Here is a 19,754-nt window from a genome sequence, read left to right as displayed (position 1 = left end):
TCCCGCCAACATCCTGTCGACAAATTGAGTATTGATGTTTTGCTGATTTGACTCAATTAACTTTTCTAAATTATTTTTACTTATTATTTTAAGTGAATTTAAATATTACTGTTAAATTATATGTTTAATGTTTTTTCTGGCATTGCTCTTAGACGTGGTTAATCTATTTGCTTACAACTCTTGTAAGAGATCTCGCACAAGTTTGGTGGTGAATGTATTAATGAGCGCTTTTTGTTCCGAGTTCTGTGGATTGAACTGGATCACAATGCGTTAAAAGGGAGACGATAAAGATGAAAGTGAATTGATCTTGAGTAGAGATTTGTTTGAAAAGAAATAAAAAATCTTGCGGTTTTTATAAACAGTATGGTAAATCTGAAATGCCCACCTTGTTAATCCTTATTAAGATTCAATGACAGTATAAGTAGGGAACTTGATTGCCATTTTTCTGTCATATCTGGTGAGTAAGTTAACTGTGTCAGATAGATAATATGCCGTTTGCCAGTAAAAACAGGCTGCAAGAAATCGGTAATTATCATTATGTTGTGAAATTGGTCACGGTTAAATGATTGATTCCCTTATAGATTGAAGGGGATACGACCTTAGACAATAAGCTCCATGAGGAGCGTTACTTATATAAGATGAGGGACTTTACTATGAAAAAGACTAGAAGAGCTCAGCTACATCGTGTGCGTATTCAATACTGGAAAGACACGAAAGACGCCCCAGCTAAAAAATCATAGTTAATTATACCTAAAGGCACGAGCTGGCTGTGGAACGCAGTTTCCCGTTGATTGCCAGCTCAAAAACGCCAAAATCACTCCGCGCAACTTCCCAAGCACCCTATTTTTAATATCGCATTCTTCCAAAAATAAAAAAGCCAGTCTTAAGACCAGCTTTCTCTACCATTTATTGAGCTCTGCGTATTACAGGTTGCCCTTTAGTTACAGGTAGTTGGCGTCAACTAGTTCGCCCGCTTGCGCGCTTTTCACTTCTGGGCGTGCTTCTAACCATTTGATAACTTGCGCTTTCTGTTCTTCAGTCGCACTGCCGTAACGGTTAGTAGAACATAGGAAGCCTTCAAACAGTTCTAGACCACCGCCACCGAAGCAAAGACCAAGCTCGTCAATGTAGTCGATAAAGTCATCAACGAATGCATCGTAACGGTCGAAGTCGTTAATGTCTGTTTCACAGCTGATCTCGAAACCTAGGATTGCGAACTCACCTAAGAACAGCTTTTTACGGATACGACGGCTCTTGTTATCGATCTTGTCTAATTTCATGATTATCTCTCGTAGATGATTTGATTTCGTACACCTTATACCTTCTATCATACTTTAGCCCAAGTAAAATCAGAATGAAGCGATACAGTTGGTGATTATGTGACCAGAATTTAATTGCTTCGTTAGCTGTGTTGGTTGGTTTGCAGTATTGTTGAAACACAAGTTTCATATGTTTTAAGCACTTTTGTCATTTTTCTTATCCAAACTTCTTGCCGTTCAACTAATCACTTATTTATTAATTAAACTATAAGATCGGGAAAGTAAAAATGAGCAAGGAAACCTTTGACGCGACGCGTTATAACCAAAGTGAAAACAAACCATTTGAAGAAGTATTAGAAGCGAGCCTATCTCGACGCAGCATTCTGAAAGGTGGTTTAGGTATCAGTGCGATGGCAGCGTTTGGTGCTTTCGGATTGGCTGGTTGTAACTCGTCTGACTCAGGGAGTACAGTAAGCAGTGGTTCGGGCGCATCTAAAGCCGTTCTTAACTTTGAATCTATCCCTGGCTCACTCACTGACGCAGTTTCAATTCCACAAGGCTACACCGCACAAGTACTAGTACCTTGGGGAACACCACTTAATGCACAAGGCAGCGCATGGCAAAATGATGGTACCAACACCAGTACCGATCAGTTAAATGCGCTAGGCATGCACCATGACGGCATGCATTTTTTCCCATTGAACGATAGCACTACAGATGGCTTGCTATGTATTAACCACGAGTACATCGACACATCAGCACTGCATCCAAACGGTCCGACGGTTGAAAATGGCGTACGTACCATTGTAGATGAAGTGCGCAAAGAGATTTACGCGCACGGTGTATCAGTGGTTCGCATTCAACTGGAAGACAACATGTGGAAGTTGGTTGATACTGACCCACTAAACCGTCGTTATACTGGTGCGACAGTCATGGATTTGTCTGGCCCGGTAGCCCACACATCTTTAACTGTCACTCGTTTCTCACCAGATGGCAGCCAAGCGCGTGGTACGTTAAACAACTGTGGCAACGGCTACACGCCGTGGGGCACTTACTTAACGTGTGAAGAGAACTGGCCTGGTTACTTTGTTAACGCCGGGACTCGTACAGAAGAGCAAGATCGCATTGGTGTTGATGACCAAAGCACACGCTACTTGTGGGAGACATTAGCAGGTAATGCAGAAGAGCGTCTTGATGAGTTCTCTCGCTTTAATGTGGCTCCAACAGGAGCAAGTGCGATGGATGATTACCGTAATGAAGCCAATGGTCACGGTTACATTGTCGAGATTGACCCTTACACGCAAAACTCACGTGCGAAGAAACGTACTGCGCTAGGTCGTTTCCGTCACGAGGGCTGTACTTTCGGTAAGCTTGAAGAAGGCAAACCAGTGGTATTTTATTCTGGTCACGATTCTCGCTTTGAATACCTATACAAATTTGAATCTGCGGCAGCGTGGGATCCAGCAGATGCTAACCCTGATAACCGCTTGGCGATGGGTGACAAGTACATGGACGAAGGCACACTGTATGTGGCGCGCTTCAATGAAGACAGCACAGGTACTTGGTTACCATTAACGCTTGATAGCGTAACAACCGCTGGTGGTACGTTAGCGGATCACTTTGATTCACTGGCTGAAATTATCATCAATACTGCGGGTGCGGCGGATTTAGTTGGGGCAACACCAATGGATCGACCAGAGTGGTGTACGGTTGATCCATTCACGGGTTCAGTATATTTAACATTGACGAACAATACGCGCCGTACAGATGAAACCAATCCTGCGAATCCACGTTTGAATAATAAGTTTGGTCATGTTATCCGTTGGGATGAAGGTGCTTCAGCAACTGACTTTACTTGGGATATCTTTGTGTTTGGTTCGCCAGCAAATGGTGATGCAGATACCAACCGTTCTGGCTTGAATGAGTTAAACCAGTTTGCGAGCCCAGACGGATTAGCGTTTGATGGCCGTGGTATTTTGTGGATTCAGACTGATAACGGCGCAGATGAAGTCACGTCTTACACCAATGATCAAATGTTGGCTGTTGTTCCATCTAAGCTAACAGATGAGAATGGTGATCAAGCTGTGATTGGTGCGGATAATCAAGCTGAATTGAAACGCTTCTTTGTCGGACCAAATGGTTGTGAAGTAACAGGCTTTACCATCAGCCCTGATTACAAATCATTGTTTGTGAATATTCAGCACCCAGGCAACTGGCCATACAGTGAAGATGCAGCCGAAGAAACGCCTGCTGGTGTTTCTGTGCGCCCACGAGCGGCGACAGTGGTTATTCGCCGTGAAGACGGTGGAGAGATTGCAGTTTAATCTCTAAATGAATAAACACCTTAAAATTCAAGCCCTGCAATTGCAGGGCTTGATGGTTTAGGCGAATGCCTAGTTGCACTTTGTACCTAGACAACAGGCTTAGCTTTTCAATGAACCGCCTGAAGTACGAATCACGTCTTGATACCAGAAAAAGCTTTTCTTACGTTTACGTTCTAGCGTTCCTTGCCCATCATCATAACGATCGACATAGATAAAGCCGTAACGTTTGCTCATCTCAGCGGTTGAGTTCGCGACCAAATCGATTGGCCCCCAGCTGGTAAAGCCCATCAACTCAACGCCATCCAGAATCGCTTCGTGTGCTTGCACAAGGTGGTCGTTCAAGTAAGCGATGCGGTAATCATCTTGAATCTCACCGTTTTCATCGATTTCATCACGTGCACCTAAGCCGTTTTCTACGACAAACAGTGGTTTTTGGTAGCGATCGTGAAGGAAGTTCAGCAGAATGCGCAGGCCTTTTGGATCGATCAACCAGCCCCATTGGCTCTTCTCAAGATATGGGTTTGGTACGCTATCGACAATGTTACCCACTTCCTTCTGTTTCGGGTCTGCACTTGCACAGCCACTTGCGTAGTAGCTGAATGAGATGAAGTCGACACTCGCAGACGCAATTTCTTCTAAGTCGCCTGCTTCCATCTGAATTTCAATGCCGTTTTCGCGGAAGTAACGCTTCATGTAGCCAGGGTACTGACCACGTGTTTGCACATCACCGAAGAACAACCACTTGTTGTTTTCATGCATTGCAGCAAGCACGTCATCAGGGTTACAGGTATATGGGTAGTTGATTGCGCCAAGCAGCATGTTACCAATCTTGCCGTTTGGTACGATTTGCTGACACAGTTTTACCGCTTTTGCGTTGGCGACTAGTTGGTGGTGAATCGCTTGGTAAATCTCTTGTTCACTGGCGTCTTCTTGCAAACCAACACCAGTAAATGGTGCGTGTAGAGACATGTTGATTTCGTTGAACGTTAACCACAGCTTCACTTTGTCTTTGTAGCGTTCCAGCACGGTGCGAGCATAACGTTCGAAGAATTCGATGACGCGACGATCGCCCCAACCACCGTAGTTCTCGACCAGTGCGTAAGGCATTTCGTAGTGAGATAATGTCACGAAAGGTTGGATGTTGTGCTCGGCAAGTTCGTCAAAAATTTTATCGTAGAACGCCAAACCTTCTTCGTTAGGTTCTAGTTCGTCCCCGTTCGGGAAGATGCGGCTCCATGCCAAAGAGAGACGCAGACAGTTAAAGCCCATCTCTTTGAACAGCGCGATGTCTTCTGGGTAGCGATTGTAGAAGTCGATCGCCACGTCTTTGATACCCGGTGTACGCTCTTCACGGGTTTGATGCGGACTCAAAATACCGTTTGGCAGCATGTCTGATGTCGATAACCCTTTACCCCCAAGGTTGTACGCCCCTTCTACTTGGTTTGCAGCAATGGCACCACCCCAAAGAAAATGTTCAGGAAACTTAATCATGTTTCTCACTCTTTATATTTAGGAAATGTTTGTGGATTTATTGCTTGAGAATAGTGTAGGAGACACCTCGATACTTGTATCGAGATCGTATTTTTCTCAAACAGCGGGGATGCTTAGTTCTAATGATGATTTTGTAATCAATATCAACCTAGGCTGATTTGAACAATAGAGTGAAAGTCAGCCCATTTTGTTCATTCTTATGCACGGTAATTTGTCCGTTCATATCACGCATATTGTTGGCCGTAATCGCTAAACCCAGCCCCAACCCTTCACCAATTTTCTTTGAGGTTTGGAAGGGTTCAAACATGGATTCAAGCATCTCATTCGACACGCCGCAGCCATTATCACTGACGATCAGTTCGACCTGATTGTCGGTTGGATTGACGATCAAGCTGAGCTGCGGGTTGGTGGTATGGTTCATTGCGTCTAGCGCATTCGAGACAAGATTACCGAGTACCTGAAGCAGTCGTTGTTCTTCACCCAAGATGTTAGGTAAGTCATGAGCAACTCGAACACGCACATCCACTTTGTCTAGTTGGGTTTGATAAACGCGTAGGGTCTCTTCGAGTGCGGAAGTAAGAGAAATTGCTTGTAGGCTTTCTGGTTTGTTGTAGGCGAACGTCTTCAGCTGACTGGTCATGCTTGCCATACGATCAATCAGCTTTTGCACCAAAACATTGTTGGCTTTCATCATCTCGGTTTCGCCGCGTTCCGCCAGCAGTTCGTTCGTGGTGAGCAGGGTACGCAAGCCTGTCAGTGGCTGATTGAGCTCATGAGTAATCGCGCTCGACATGCGACCCAAGGCGGCCATTTTGCTCGATTCAATTAATTGGTTTTGCGCTTCTTTTAGCGCTTGAGTTCGCTCTTCTACCCGTTGCGCCAGTTCTTGGTTGACCTGTTGCAGCGATTGCTCGGCTTTTTTCCGCTTACTGATGTCTATGATCGTTGCAAGGAAATACTGCTCGCCATGCCAAGGGAAACTGGTTAGCGAGAACAGGACAGGGAAGACGCTTCCATCGCTGCGTCTGGCAATGGTTTCGACCGTGCTGATCTCTGCGAGCTCTTTATGCTTAGGCAAGTCCTTGAGCAACTTAAGTGTGGTGGAATTGGGGTTGCCTGCGTCGAATAATTCCCAAGCAAAAGCGTGTCGATTGACGCTCTCTGGTAAACAGAACAAACGCTTCGCCATTGGGTTGAGATCGAACAGTTGCCCTTGTTCATCAATCAATAGCAAACCAACGTGGGTTTTATTGATCATCTGTTTCAAGCGGCGTTGGGACTCTTCCAACAGGGCTTGAATTCGTTGTTGATTGATGTGCTTTTGTCGACGTTGTAGACCAATGATGACGAGTAATACAACCAACAAGAGCAGCGCCGCTACGCTCCAACCAATCACGTTGATGGTTTGTTGAATCGGCTTAGAAGGGGTGAGGTAGCTGACGTACCAATTCAAATCATCCAATTTAACGGTGTGCGCAAAATAGCGTTGCTGATTGAGCGTCCACACACTGATATTAGTGTTGTCGTATAAGCGCTGCGTTTCTAACTGAACGGCGTTGCTTGGTTCGTTAAACCAGTCTGCGTTATAGAGCGAGCTGCTCGATAGGAAAAAGCGTTGCTGACGGTTCTGCAACGTAATGATGTCTTGGCTAGTAATAGTCTGTTCGGTCAATAAGCTGAGGTTGATTTGCACCACCACAATGCCTGCTATATCCAGACCGTCGTAGATAGGGGCTGCAAGATAATACAACGGACTCGAACCTTTGGTTTTGTTCACCAAGGAAACACCGCCGCCTTGATTGTGAATTTGTTCCACAATGGCTTTTCGGTCAGATAGGCTAAAGCGCTCTTCGATTAAACTCGAGACCAATACTTCGCCAGAGTTAGACAGGATTAGCCAACCTTCCGTATTGGCGGCTTTATCTAGCTGAGTCAGTTGGGTTTGCAATGGCTCGTAATAAGTCCGGTTTCCTTTTACAAACGCGATGGTTTCCGGATTATTGGTGACAAGGTAAGGCAAGTGATAGAAGCGTTTGAGTGCACGGCGAACTTCACCGATATAGTCGAGCAGTTTTTGTTGAGCTTCGGTTTGAGTTTGTACGCTCAACCATTGACGAGCAACCTCTCTGCTGGCGCTATAACAAGACAACATCAGCACTGTTGCAATTACGACCACAAGCCACGTTTTGCCATTCCTTTTGCGCTGCATACTGACTCCGTTCAGCTAGTGCGTTCTCACCGAGAGTCATTAAAGAGTGCGCCTAACTGGTTGGATGTTAAAGACTTGTAAGCAAGAAGTGAGATCTAGCTCCTTTTCTCCTCAGTGGTTTTTGCTACCGTTAGCAAAGAGCGATTTCTATTCCACCTACGGTAGTAACTCATGGCTTTTGACGACACCCCTAAAATTGCACTTATCGAAGACGATGACATTGTTCGTCAGGCTACCAGTCAGTGGCTGCAACTGGCGGGGTTCGACGTGACCGCATTCAGTTTAGGAGAAGAGGGGAAAGCGGCCATTCTTAGCCAAGAATTTGATGCGATTGTCAGTGATGTTCGCCTGCCGGACACCGACGGCTTGTCGATACTAGAAAGCCTGATTGCTAATCACATCCCAACGCCAGTTATTTTGATCACCGGACATGGTGATGTCGATATGGCAGTTGGGGCGTTGCAAAACGGTGCGTTCGATTTTATCGAGAAACCTTTCCAACCTGAGCGCCTATCCCAGCGAGTGACCGATGCGGTCGAGAGTTATCGCGCACAAACGTCTACTCAAGATCGCCAAGAGTATCTATCTAGCGTTAGCGGCTTAGAAGAAGTGCTGATTGGCCGAAGCCGTGTGATGCAACAGCTTAGAGAACAAGTTGCCAAGTTAGCACGCATTGATACTAACGTGATCATTTACGGCGAAACAGGTTGTGGTAAAGAGCTGGTGGCGACCAGTTTGCATAATGAAAGCCAACGCAGATCCTATCATTTTGTGCCAATCAACTGTGGCGCTATTCCTGAGAACCTGTTTGAAAGTGAGCTGTTTGGACATGAAGCAGGGGCATTTACCGGAGCGGGTAAAAAGCGCATTGGTAAGTTGGAATACGCGGATAAAGGCACTTTATTCTTTGATGAAATCGAGAGTATGCCACTGTCTATGCAGGTGAAAGTGTTGCGTTCATTACAGGAACATACGGTTGAGCGCGTTGGGGGTAACCAACAGATCTCGGTTGATTTAAGAGTGATCGCCGCCGCGAAAGAAGATCTCAATGAGCATGACGAGTTTCGTCAGGATTTGTACTATCGTCTTAATGTGGCGCAGATCTATTTGCCTCCGCTACGTGAGCGAGAAGAAGACGCGTTGATCTTGTTCGAACACTTTGCCCTGAAAAGTAACCCTGAGAGTCGTCCGCTGAGTGAAGCCGATAGAAAAGCCATTCTTGCTTACGCTTGGCCCGGTAACGTGCGTGAGCTTAGAAATGTAGCAATGCGTTTTGCTCTGGATGAAACCGTCTCCGTGATGGAAATTCTCTCCAGTCGACCATCTTCTACAACCGAAGAGACACAAGCAGGCGTTCCGTTGGCGATTCAGCTACATAATTTTGAGCGTAAAGTGCTGCATGATTCTTTAGTCAGGCATCATGGACGCATCAATGAGGTGATGCAGGAGTTGGATTTACCACGTCGAACCCTTAACCAAAAGATGCAGAAGTTTGGTTTGAATCGCTCCGACTATACTTAGTGCGATTTCTAGCTAATTCGAAATCACTGGCATAACAAACATGTTATGCGCTTTTGGCAGGAGCTGGGACAAACTTATAATTTAGGTCTTTACCTTCTCCAAACAAGGTAACGAGGTTCCTTCCTGTATGTTTAGAGCTATATAGCGCTTCGTCTGCTTCAGCAAGCGCCTCTTGAAGTGATTGCCCCTCAGATAACTGACTGATACCAAAGCTCATGGTCACTTCAGTTTTAAATGATTGCAAAGCGGTTTCAGTTTCGACCGCAAGGCGAATTTGCTCTGCGAAAATTTTGGCTTGCTGTGCTTTTTCGAGCAAAACAATCATGAACTCGTCACCACCAAATCGCACAATGCAGGCTGACTCAGGAAGATGCTTTTTAAAAATAGTGGAGATCGTTGCCATGACGGAGTCGCCAACCGTGTGACCATAGTGATCATTAATCGCTTTGAACTTGTCGACATCAGTCATAATAATGCTGATTGCTTGGTTTTTTTTATGTGCTTTACTAACCAAGTTTGGAACGATTTCTTCCATGGCTCGACGATTATATAGCCCTGTGAGTGCATCTAAATGAGAGAGAGCATTAATGGATTGCACCAAGCGTCCGTTAATTAACCACAGCATACTAAAGCTCAAAGCAACGATCAGGCAGATGCTAAATAAGAAAGTCAGCTGATGGATAAGGCCTGCGACCATAAAACTTGGTAACTCACCTGAAAAAGTACTCCAAAGCGCCCTAAATCCCATAAAAAAACTAAATCCAAAGAAAGAGTAAGCCATTGCTTTAACAGGGAGCTTTAAGTCCTTTTGGGTACCTTTAAGCATGGCGACACCACTAAAGAAGGTGACGATACAAATATACGTGCTCAGATAAATAATACGGCTTTTGATAGAAGGGTCATGGAAGGTGAAATAGTAAAATGAACCACTAAAAACAGGTGTTAACAAGGTGAGACAGTGAGCCAATTTTAAAGGGTATTGACGAAAAATGCTTACGCTATATAGCGTAAGCAAGAAGCCGACTAATATGAGAGTGTTGGCTATGACGATGGTCAGCCAGTCTGGCGCAGAGCCTCTAAAGCCAAGTAAAAAAGGACCTAAACCAATAAACAGTAGTGATATCGAGAAGGTTTTTAGGCCTTTGACTCTACCCTGAGTGTATTGATAACAAAGCAGACTAATAGAGTAAATGCAAGAGAACAGAATAACGATAAAGTTCAGTGTTCTGATGTCTAGATACTGATTATCCATAGGCGACCCATATCAATCTTTCATTCAGGCAACTCCTTTGCCTGATATCAATAAGCGAGCTACATAGTAACTCACTTATTGAGCGATGTCTTATGTTAAACGGCTATTCATTCACCAGCTCGAATTGTTCGGTTTGGTTGGTTTTCGTCGTAAACAGCAGACCAACAATCATCATAAATACGCTAGGCATAATCCAGCTAGCAAAGTCATTGTACAGAGGCATGTAATTACCCATCCACTCATCGGTGGAATCTGGCATGTAACCTAGGATGTGCAGCGCATCAACACAACCAAACGTTAAAGCAGTGAACGCCGTCGCTACCACCATGATTTGTGACATCTTGTTGCGCACTGGTGCCATGACCATCAACGCAATCGCGACTGGGTGAAGCGCCACAACCGCTGGCAATGTGATAGCCAATAGTTGCTCTAGACCTACGTTAGCGATCAAACCTGCCAATACCATGGTCGTGATAACGCAGCCTTTGTAGTTCACTTTGCTGAAAGTGTTGTCGTAGAACTCACTGCCTGCGGTGGTTACGCCGATAGCAGTAGTCAAACACGCCAATACCATCACGGCCCCTAGTAATAGTGAGCCAAATGCGCCGAAGTGGCTAAAGGTGAATGCCGTTAAGATGTCGCCACCGTTACTGAATTCAGAGCCTAAGTATGAGCTTGTTGAGCCAATGTAAGCCAATGAGATGTAAACAAATGCCATGGCAACCGCGTACATTAAAGCAGCAATTAGTGTGTATTTTGCAGTGGCTTTCGGGCTATCCACACCCATGCTGCGAATCGCGCGGAAGATAATCCAACCAAAACCGATAGAACCTAGCGCATCCATGGTCATGTAGCCTTGGGTCAAGCCTTCAGCAAATGCGCCAGATACGTATGGTCCTGTTGCGGTAGTTAGCTCACCTGCAGGAGAAATCAAAGCCGTCACAGACATGATGATCAAGATACCCATCAAGGCAGGCGTTAAGATCTTGCCTAGGTTGTCGACCAACTTACCCGGATATAGGGCAAATAGAATGGTGATAGCACAGAAGGCAATAGTGAAAGGCACCAAAGCGGCATCACCAAACATTGGTGCAAAGCTAAATTGGTAAGCGACGGTAATCGCACGTGGGATCACGAACGCAGGGCCAATCACGATAAACACCATCACCCAAAAACTGGTCGCCAAAGGTTTAGGTAGGGCAGCGGTTAATTTGTCTGAACCGTTTACGATAGCCACCATCACCAGTGCCATCGCAGGCAGACCTACACCCGTCAAGAGGAAGCCAGACATCCCGCTCAGAAAGTTTTCACCTGCTTGGTAACCCAAAAATGGAGGGAAGATCAGGTTACCCGCGCCTAAGTACATGGCGAAAGTCATGAAGCCCAAAGCGGCGATATTGCGTGCGCTTAACATTGTTATTCCTCTTATGTTTCGCTTGGAAGAAACTGAAAGGAATGGGAGGAGTATGTGGTGTTCCCGTCAGCTTCTTCTCAAGCTGACAGAAAGTTTAGATATAGCCTGTCAGCTCTGAATCAGTTTCAGAGAGAGCAGGAGGATCGCAGCAGCAACGCCAGATGGGCGTTTTAAAGCGAATTGTAATTGCGCAGTTGCTGACATGGGTGATCCTTAAAGACGAAAAAATACCAAGGAATACGTTTGCCTTGGCGTGTTGTTACACTAACGAACATAGGGCCATTGGCACAACCCCGAAGTAGAAAATAAGTTGATACGGTCAATGTTTATTTCTGAACTGGTGGATCGAGCTGCTTTTTAAATTAAAAATTAGAATAAATGACTTTTCATTTTTGTAACATGGCTTTCTTTGCTGTATTTTTGTGCTATTTGTAGTCGTTTAGGCTATAAACCTCAGCTGATAAATTGAGCAGTTTAGAATGATGCGCTTTTTCTTCTTATTGTTAAGACGCTCATTAGTTGCAATTCAATCCAAAATTGCATCGGCAAAATATTGCTTATTAGTGAATCGTGCATTTATTTTGTCTTGATCACATTTTATTAACCTTTTGCGATCTAGGCGTGCAACCTTCTCCTCTTCAATGAGCAAGATCTTGCTCATTACTTTGCTATCAAATCAGCATGATTTTGCTCATTTTTGATGTCTTTCAGCTCTTAGTTCAATAAATACAAAGGGTTAAAAGTTGGCATTTCAATTGCTCTAGGGAATGTGTTGTTAATAAAGGTTTAACATGATGTAAATCCCCAATCGTGAAACGACTACACGGAGAGTAATAATGAAAATGAATAAGCTGGTAAAAGCTTTGGCTGTCGCTGTGACTTCTTTTGGTATTGCTGCTAACGCTGCGGCAGAAGATCGTAGCTATATTCTTGCAACGGCATCGACAGGTGGTACTTACTACCCTGTGGGCGTAGCGTTGGCGACGTTAAGCAAAGTGAAGTTGGCACCAAAGCACCACTTCTCCCTTTCTGCAATCAGCTCTGCGGGCTCTGGTGAAAACGTTAAACTGCTGAATGAAAACGAAGCACAGTTCGCGATTCTACAAGGCCTTTACGGTGCGTGGGCTTGGTCTGGTGAAGGTCCTTATGAGAAGAGCGGTCGCCAAGAACAACTGCGCTCAGTCTCTATGCTTTGGCAAAACGTTGAGCACTTTATTGTTCGCTCTGACCTAGCAAAAACGGGCACAGTGACTGATCTGAACAACCTAGATGGCAAGAAGTTCTCTATCGGTAAGAAGAACTCAGGAACTGAGAACTCTGGTCGCCAAATCATGAAAGGTCTGAAGGTCGACCCTGATAAATTCAATCTTGCTTACATGGGTTACGGCGGCAGTGCGAGCGCACTTCAAAACGGCACCATTGACGGCATGAACACGCCTGCGGGTGTACCTGTTGGTGCGGTCACTCAAGCTTTTGCTGCGTTGGGTAAAGACATTTCGATTCTTTCGTTTACTGACGAACAAATCAAAGAGGCGAACGGCAATTACAACCTATGGACGAAGTACGAGATCCCAGCGAACACGTATCCAGGTCTAGATAAGCCGATCACTACCATTGCACAGCCAAACTTCTTGGCAGTTCGTGAAGATATCTCGGAAGAAGACGTTTACCAGCTAACCAAAGCAATTTACGAGAACCTGCCTTTCCTACAAGGCATCCACAAAGCAACAAAAGCAATGGCGATTGAGAAAGCGATTGCTGGCTTGCCAGTGCCTCTTCACCCAGGTGCGGCGCGTTACTACAAAGAAATGGGCATCGAAATCCCATCAGACTTAATGGCGAAATAACGCCAACTTCGCCCCGAGTTTTGGCTCGGGGCATTTTATCCCTACCGATTTCTAAGATGGAAAAAGCCGCCAGAGCTTGGAGTATGAGATGAGCGACTCAATAGAAAAGGAATTGCAGAAGTTTGAGCTGCCCACGCGCACTGATTTTCCGTGGGTAACCACCACAATTACAGTGTTTGGCGTGGTGTTGTCTGCTTTGCACATTTGGTTTAATACCTTATCGACGTTACCAGAGTTATGGATTTCCGCGACCCACTTTGCTGGCTTTGCGGTGATTTGTGCGCTTTGGTATCCGGCTCATATCTCTCTTAAGCAGAGTAAGATTGCACTCGGCATCGATGTGTTAATTGCTATGGGCGCGGTCGCGTGTTTGCTCTACATTCCCTATGCCGAAGATGCGCTGTATGAACGCGGTGTGAAGTTCGTGACCAGCGATTGGGTCTTCGCCATCATGGCAATCCTGATTGTGATTGAGCTGATCCGACGCACCATGGGTTGGTTTATTCCAGTGCTGATTGTGGTGTGTTTAAGCTACGTTGTGCTTTGGGGTAAGTGGGCGACAGGTATTTTCCACTTCCCGGGTTTGAGCATGGAAACCTTGCTCTACCGTAGCTTCTATTCTTCTGAGGGCATGTTTGGCTCTATTTCGCGCATCAGTTGGACTTTCGTATTCATGTTCATTCTGTTTGGTGCGTTTCTTGTGCGCTCTGGTGTCGGTGATTACATCATCAATGTGGCACGTGCTGCGGCTGGCAAAATCATTGGTGGTCCCGGTTTTATCGCAGTGATTGGCTCGGGATTGATGGGCTCAGTATCGGGATCTAGTGTGGCAAATACGGTTTCAACTGGTGTTATCAGTATTCCTTTAATGCAAAAAGCAGGTTTTCCTTCGCGCTTTGCGGCGGGGGTTGAAGCTGCAGCGTCGACAGGTGGTCAGTTGATGCCACCAGTGATGGGGGCGGGTGCTTTCATCATGGCGTCTTACACGCAAATTCCTTATGTCGATATCATCGCAGTTTCTTTCATTCCTGCTCTTATTTATTTCTTATCTGTTGCGTTCTTTGTGCGTATCGAAGCCAAACGCAGCGGCGTTCAAAAAATCACGACCAGCGATGAATCTCTATTGAAAGTGCTGATCAGCGGTTGGCACAACCTTATCCCGCTGGCGGTGTTGGTTACTTTGTTGGTTCAAGGCTTTACGCCAACTTACGCTGCTGGCTTGTCGATCATTTCTGTGGTGGTGGCTTCTTGGTTCTCAAAAGATCACAAGATGGGACCAAAAGCGATCATCGAGGCACTTTCACAAGGTGCGAAAAACATGGCGACAACCGCCGTATTGCTGGTGGGGATTGGTCTGGTGATCAATGTGATCAGCACAACGGGTATCGGCAACACGTTCTCATTGATGATCGATGGTTGGGCGAATGGTGACTTGTTCATCATGATCGTTCTGATTGCACTCGCTTCTCTTGTTTTGGGTATGGGTTTACCTGTGACAGCGGCGTATATTGTATTGGGTACACTGTCTGCCCCTGCGCTTTACAAGTTGATTGCGGAAAACCAACTGCTTGAATTGATGGTGTCAGGTCAATTGCCTGAACAAGCAAAAGCCATCTTCATGTTGGCGGCGCCAGAAAAGCTGGAACTGCTTAATGCACCAATGGCGTTGGAAACTGCGAAAGAAATGGTGGCGCTAGTACCCGCGGACTTTATGGAAACCCTACTAGAGCAAAGTTTGGGTATGGAAGCGGTAGGCTTGGCATTGCTGGCTGCTCACCTCATCATCTTCTGGTTATCGCAAGACAGCAACGTTACGCCTCCAGTGTGTTTGACCGCATTTGCAGCAGCAACCATTGCAAAAACACCGCCAATGCGTACCGGTTTGATGGCATGGAAAATCGCTAAGGGTTTGTATCTTGTACCATTACTTATTGCCTACACAGGCTTAGTAAGTTGGGATGTAACGTCGGTAATTACCGTGGGCTTCTTCGCCATCATCGGAACCTATGCATTGATTGGTGCGATTGAAGGCTACTTGGAAGGTCCTCTAAACATTCTGACTCGTCTCTTGTTGGTAGTGGTGGGTACATTGCTGGTTTGGCACGACATCCCAATGTTGGTTCGTGTGGCAAGCTGCGCGGTATTTGTCGCGGTGTTCATTTACAGTGGTCGCAAGTTCAAATTGCAACAATCTCAACTATCGGTTTTATAAGAGGTCGTATGAAATCAGTCTATGACTACATCATTGTTGGTGGCGGTATCGTTGGTGTGTCGACAGCATGGCAACTACAGCAACGTCATCCAGACAAATCCATTTTATTGGTTGAGAAAGAGTCCGGTTTTGCCCAGCACCAAACCGGACACAATAGCGGCGTGATTCATGCCGGGGTGTACTACGCACCGGGCAGCTTAAAAGCGGATTTTTGTAAGCGTGGGGTAGAGCGAACCATTTCGTTTTGTGCCGAGCACGATATTCCGGTGGAGAACTGTGGCAAGTTACTGGTTGCGACCAATGAGCAAGAAATCGAACGCATGAATGCCCTCTATGAGCGCTGCCATGTCAACGGCATCGACGTAAAGCTACTCGATGAAGTCCAACTCAAGCTGGCTGAGCCAAACATCACAGGTTTGGGTGCGATTTATGTCAAAACCACCAGTATTGTCGATTATCGTTTGGTCACAGAGCAGATGGCGGAAGAGTTTAAAAAGCTTGGCGGTCAAATCAGTCTGAGAACCAAAGTGGTGGCTGCCGAAGAGAAGGATGAAGAAGTTCAACTGACCTGCATTTCAGACGGGCAAACCATGCAACTTAATACCAAGTTCTTGGTTACTTGCAGCGGCTTGATGGCGGATCGCATGACCAAGATGATGGGTATTCCAACTAACTTTCAGATCATCCCTTATCGTGGTGAATACTACCGCTTAGATAGCAAACACGACCAAGTGGTGAATCATCTTATTTATCCAATTCCCGACCCTGATTTGCCATTCTTAGGTGTCCACCTGACTCGCATGATTGATGGCAGTGTGACCGTTGGTCCAAATGCGGTGCAAGGCTGGAAGCGAGAAGGGTACGACAAGGTTAACTTCAGCTTGCAAGATACCATGCAAATGCTCAGTTTCTCCGGCTTTTGGAAGGTGACACAAAAGCATCTAAAAACCGGACTGGGTGAGTTTAAGAACTCGTGGTGGAAGCCGGGCTACCTCAAGTTGGTCAACAAATATTGCCCAAGCATCAAGGTAGAAGATCTCAAACCATATCCTGCGGGTATTCGTGCGCAAGCAGTGTTATCCGATGGCACCTTGGTTCATGACTTTTTGTTTGCCGAGAGCGCAAGAAGCCTGCACGTTTGCAACGCCCCCTCTCCTGCAGCGACATCTGCAATGCCTATTGGAGAGTACATTTGCGATAAAGTGAATGAGAAGATAGAGGCGAAAACCGAGACGGTTTAACAGTAAAAAGCCATGTTAAAATATATGAGCGAAAAGAATGCTTTTCTAGAATATTGACTGGTATGTTATTTGCCGCACAATAATGTAATTAGTATGTAAGAAATGGTTTTAAAGTGTCGTAATACAATGTCAACTTCAAATTTTATAGGTGATTTTTTGTTCTTTCAGTTTTAATCTTCATCAGATGGAGGGACTATGATTACAAAACAGCACCTTAGAAAAGTATGGAAGAATGAAACTAAAGTTTCAGAAGACTATTTAGTGATTATAAGCAAAGAACTTTCTATGAAGATCTCTGAATGTAAGTTAGATAGTGAACTGAGACTGTCACACTTTGTCGCTCAATTAGCAAAAGAGGTTGGTCCTGGAATGAGAATGGAGGAAAACCTGAATTATTCAGTTCAAGGATTGAAAAGCACTTTCAGAGTCTATCGGAATAGGCCGGCGTTAGCTGAAAAGCACGGGAGAAAAAATGCCATCAATCAAAAAGCAAACCAAGAAGCGATAGCAAATAATGCCTATGCCATGAAAATAGGCAATGGTGATGCAAGTACCGGAGATGGATGGAAATATCGCGGTAGAGGAATGATACAGTTAACAGGGAAAGGAAACTATTTAGCGACAGAAAGCATACACGCAAATATTTGGAACGAAAATACGAGTTTCTCTTCTTCGCCCCAGTTAGTTGCTCAACCTAAATATGCCATCAGGACTGCTATGATTTTTTGGCTGAAGAATAAACTATATTTAAAAGCCGATAAGGGAGCATCTAGAACGGTTACTGATAGTATTACTAGGGTTATTAATAAAAATACAGATTCATATGGACAACGACATGAGATATTTACCGAACTGTATAAAAAAGGTATTTTCAAAGAAATTTTTAAGTAGGGCTTTTGGAGCTTGTTTGATAGTACATTACCCTGCATTTTCCTTTCAGTTAACTAGTGTCGACGATGGTTATTTTCTGACTGATAATAAGTTTGAATCGGATTATATGGTATATACTCCGGGCGCGAAGGAAGCGGAAATTACTGATGCATATGACTTCACTTGTGTTGGTAGCAAAATCGAAGTGGTTAAAATTAGAAGTGAAATTAACAATGCCGTGACTCATGGAGAGCAGCTCCAATATTACTTTTTTCTTGTTACTGAGAATAAAGCTTACTGGCCACTTAGAATTGTTGAATCTTTCCAGACCGTGGACAAAGATTCCCAGGAATTAGTGTCAGAACATTTACCTTTCACAAAAAATGATGACCTTGGGTTAGCTTGTGATTTAGTTAGGCCTCAGGTTGAAAGCTATTACTTTTCCCAAGCTTTTGAAGCGATACCTAAACATACCAACAATAAAGGCGACTGAATCAGTCGACTTTATTGTGTCGGCTGTAAAGTTGTAGTGTCTATTGCTATTTAGGGCAGAGTTCCCCTTTCTTTGCGTGTCTTTCTATCATGTAATCGCCTCGGGCACTGTGCAATACAATTGCATTCCAGACTTGACCATCTTGCAACTCGAACTCAAACGCATAATGGGTGCCGCCGACCATTTTCGTTCTCACCTCATGAATTGCTTTCAATTTATCATCGGCATTCATTTGATAAAGCACCATGTTGAGTGAGCGTCTGGCGTCAGGAGTTGCTTCAGCAAGTTGCCAATGGCCCTGCTCGTCTGTTGCGGAGCAAATAGACCGCATTTTACTTTTCATGGCGGATGACATCTGCTTGTCTACGGCCAATGCATTTGGTGAAAACAGTGGAACCGTCAAAAGAATCAAAGTTACCAGAAACCGCTTTAAGGTCATAAAAACACTCCGTTGTTTTACTCTTGCTTGAGTATAGACCTCAATGGCTTCAGATGTGGTGCAGTAGACTCTGGGCCTACAATATCGCAGTTCGTATCAACGAACTGATGATAAACAAGGCGACCACGCTTGCCAGCCAAATGCCAATGAACCACAAAATGGGTTTTAGTTTCATCAGTGATATCCTTCTCCACGTTTCATCTTGCCGCGGAAAACCCAGTACGAATAAGCCGTGTAGGCTACGATCAGAGGAAGTAATACCACCGCACCGGCAAGTAAAAATGCCAAACTCTTATCTGGCGCGGCGACGTCTTGATAAGTGAGTGCGAATGGGACCAAGTAAGGGAATGTACTGACACCGAAACCCATCGCGGACACAAGAAACAGGCCGATCGCAAGAACGTAGGCTCGGACGGCTTTGTGGTCGAGCAATGCTTTGAATAGCTGCCAAATAAGTGCCGCTGCAATAATTGGTAAAATGAAAAACAGTAGCGAGTTTGGTAATGAGAACCAACGTTCAAATACGATATTTTGGCTCAATGGCAGCCACAAACTGGCGATGAATATACAGGCTACCATCGCTAGTCCCCATCGTCGCGCGACCACGTAATAGCGCCCCATCAGCTCTTCTGGAAGCTTGATTAATAACCAGCATGAACCGAGCAGAATATAAGCACAAACAAGCGCCAGGCCACAAAATACGCTAAATGGCGAAAGCCAATCAAACCATCCACCTGCGTATGCTCGTTCACTAACCTCTATACCTTGGAGCAGGGTTCCGAGCATAATGCCTTGCATCAATGCCGCGGTGAGTGAACCAATGAAAAAAGCGCTATCCCATAAAAACTTTCCGCGTTGTGTTCGGAAGCGATACTCAAAAGAAACCCCGCGCAGAATTAACCCGAGCAGCATTAAAATCAGAGGAGCATAGAGTGCTGGCATAATGACCGCGTAGGCGAGGGGGAACACGGCAAAAAGCCCACCACCGCCAAGAACTAGCCAAGTTTCATTCCCATCCCAAACAGGAGCGATGCTATTCATCATCATGTCGCGCTCTTCATCGTCATTAGCGCTGAGGAATAGGATACCAATACCGAGATCAAAGCCATCTAACACGACATAAATCAGAACGGCGAGCCCAATCAAAGCGTACCAAATTAATGCGTAATCCATGAGTTAGCT

General features: G+C 45.2%; 14 protein-coding genes. 7 read left to right on the top strand and 7 right to left on the bottom strand.

Features of this window, described 5'->3' with window-relative positions; all coding sequences use genetic code 11:
* Positions 1-941: 941 nt before the first annotated feature.
* Complete coding sequence (locus R8N47_RS10265; RefSeq protein WP_054701928.1) at positions 942-1,280, bottom strand: YggL family protein; 339 nt, start codon at positions 1,278-1,280, stop codon at positions 942-944.
* Positions 1,281-1,546: 266 nt separating this feature from the next.
* On the opposite strand from R8N47_RS10265, the gene R8N47_RS10260 reads away from it, so the two are divergent.
* A complete protein-coding gene (locus R8N47_RS10260) occupies positions 1,547-3,583 on the top strand; it encodes a PhoX family protein (RefSeq protein ID WP_064354479.1) in 2,037 nt (678 codons plus the stop codon).
* Between the two features lie 99 nt (positions 3,584-3,682).
* On the opposite strand, the gene R8N47_RS10255 is transcribed toward R8N47_RS10260, so the two are convergent.
* Together R8N47_RS10255 and R8N47_RS10250 are read right to left on the bottom strand one after the other, a co-directional pair.
* Positions 3,683-5,074: a glycoside hydrolase family 1 protein gene (locus tag R8N47_RS10255; protein ID WP_064354480.1), complete on the bottom strand. Its 1,392-nt coding sequence runs from the start codon at positions 5,072-5,074 to the stop codon at positions 3,683-3,685.
* Positions 5,075-5,222: 148 nt separating this feature from the next.
* The gene (locus tag R8N47_RS10250; protein WP_064354481.1) at positions 5,223-7,283 is read right to left on the bottom strand and encodes a sensor histidine kinase; all 2,061 of its coding nucleotides are present in this window, start codon (positions 7,281-7,283) and stop codon (positions 5,223-5,225) included.
* Between the two features lie 171 nt (positions 7,284-7,454).
* On the opposite strand from R8N47_RS10250, the gene R8N47_RS10245 reads away from it, so the two are divergent.
* A complete protein-coding gene (locus tag R8N47_RS10245; RefSeq protein WP_064354482.1) occupies positions 7,455-8,804 on the top strand; it encodes a sigma-54-dependent transcriptional regulator in 1,350 nt (449 codons plus the stop codon).
* A gap of 43 nt (positions 8,805-8,847) precedes the next feature.
* Here R8N47_RS10245 and R8N47_RS10240 read toward each other — a convergent pair whose 3' ends face one another.
* The gene (locus R8N47_RS10240; RefSeq protein ID WP_064354483.1) at positions 8,848-10,056 is read right to left on the bottom strand and encodes a GGDEF domain-containing protein; all 1,209 of its coding nucleotides are present in this window, start codon (positions 10,054-10,056) and stop codon (positions 8,848-8,850) included.
* A 103-nt stretch (positions 10,057-10,159) separates the two neighbouring features.
* Positions 10,160-11,470: a branched-chain amino acid transport system II carrier protein gene (brnQ, locus tag R8N47_RS10235; RefSeq protein ID WP_064354484.1), complete on the bottom strand. Its 1,311-nt coding sequence runs from the start codon at positions 11,468-11,470 to the stop codon at positions 10,160-10,162.
* A gap of 836 nt (positions 11,471-12,306) precedes the next feature.
* Here brnQ and R8N47_RS10230 point away from each other — a divergent pair.
* From R8N47_RS10230 to R8N47_RS10210, 5 genes are all read left to right on the top strand, one after another.
* A complete protein-coding gene (locus R8N47_RS10230; RefSeq protein ID WP_005374185.1) occupies positions 12,307-13,317 on the top strand; it encodes a TAXI family TRAP transporter solute-binding subunit in 1,011 nt (336 codons plus the stop codon).
* An 88-nt stretch (positions 13,318-13,405) separates the two neighbouring features.
* Positions 13,406-15,529, top strand: coding sequence for a TRAP transporter permease (locus tag R8N47_RS10225; protein ID WP_009705104.1), 2,124 nt, complete (start codon positions 13,406-13,408; stop codon positions 15,527-15,529).
* 8 nt (positions 15,530-15,537) lie between these two features.
* Complete coding sequence (lhgO, locus tag R8N47_RS10220; protein WP_064354485.1) at positions 15,538-16,770, top strand: L-2-hydroxyglutarate oxidase; 1,233 nt, start codon at positions 15,538-15,540, stop codon at positions 16,768-16,770.
* A 195-nt stretch (positions 16,771-16,965) separates the two neighbouring features.
* Complete coding sequence (locus tag R8N47_RS10215) at positions 16,966-17,661, top strand: glycoside hydrolase family 19 protein (protein WP_005374179.1); 696 nt, start codon at positions 16,966-16,968, stop codon at positions 17,659-17,661.
* Positions 17,606-18,133: a hypothetical protein gene (locus R8N47_RS10210; RefSeq protein ID WP_250155878.1), complete on the top strand. Its 528-nt coding sequence runs from the start codon at positions 17,606-17,608 to the stop codon at positions 18,131-18,133. The genes R8N47_RS10215 and R8N47_RS10210 overlap by 56 nt, the downstream gene beginning before the upstream one ends.
* 46 nt (positions 18,134-18,179) lie before the next feature.
* Here the strand turns inward: R8N47_RS10210 and R8N47_RS10205 are convergent, their stop codons facing one another.
* Together R8N47_RS10205 and cydB are read right to left on the bottom strand one after the other, a co-directional pair.
* Positions 18,180-18,572: a hypothetical protein gene (locus R8N47_RS10205; RefSeq protein WP_053307134.1), complete on the bottom strand. Its 393-nt coding sequence runs from the start codon at positions 18,570-18,572 to the stop codon at positions 18,180-18,182.
* Between the two features lie 174 nt (positions 18,573-18,746).
* Positions 18,747-19,745 (bottom strand): cytochrome d ubiquinol oxidase subunit II, encoded by a 999-nt coding sequence (cydB, locus tag R8N47_RS10200; protein ID WP_064354487.1) that lies wholly within the window; start codon positions 19,743-19,745, stop codon positions 18,747-18,749.
* Between the last annotated feature and the right edge of the window lie 9 nt (positions 19,746-19,754).

The organism is Vibrio sp. 2132-1 (assembly GCF_033344315.1).
This window is presented reverse-complemented; position numbering and strand designations above follow the sequence as displayed.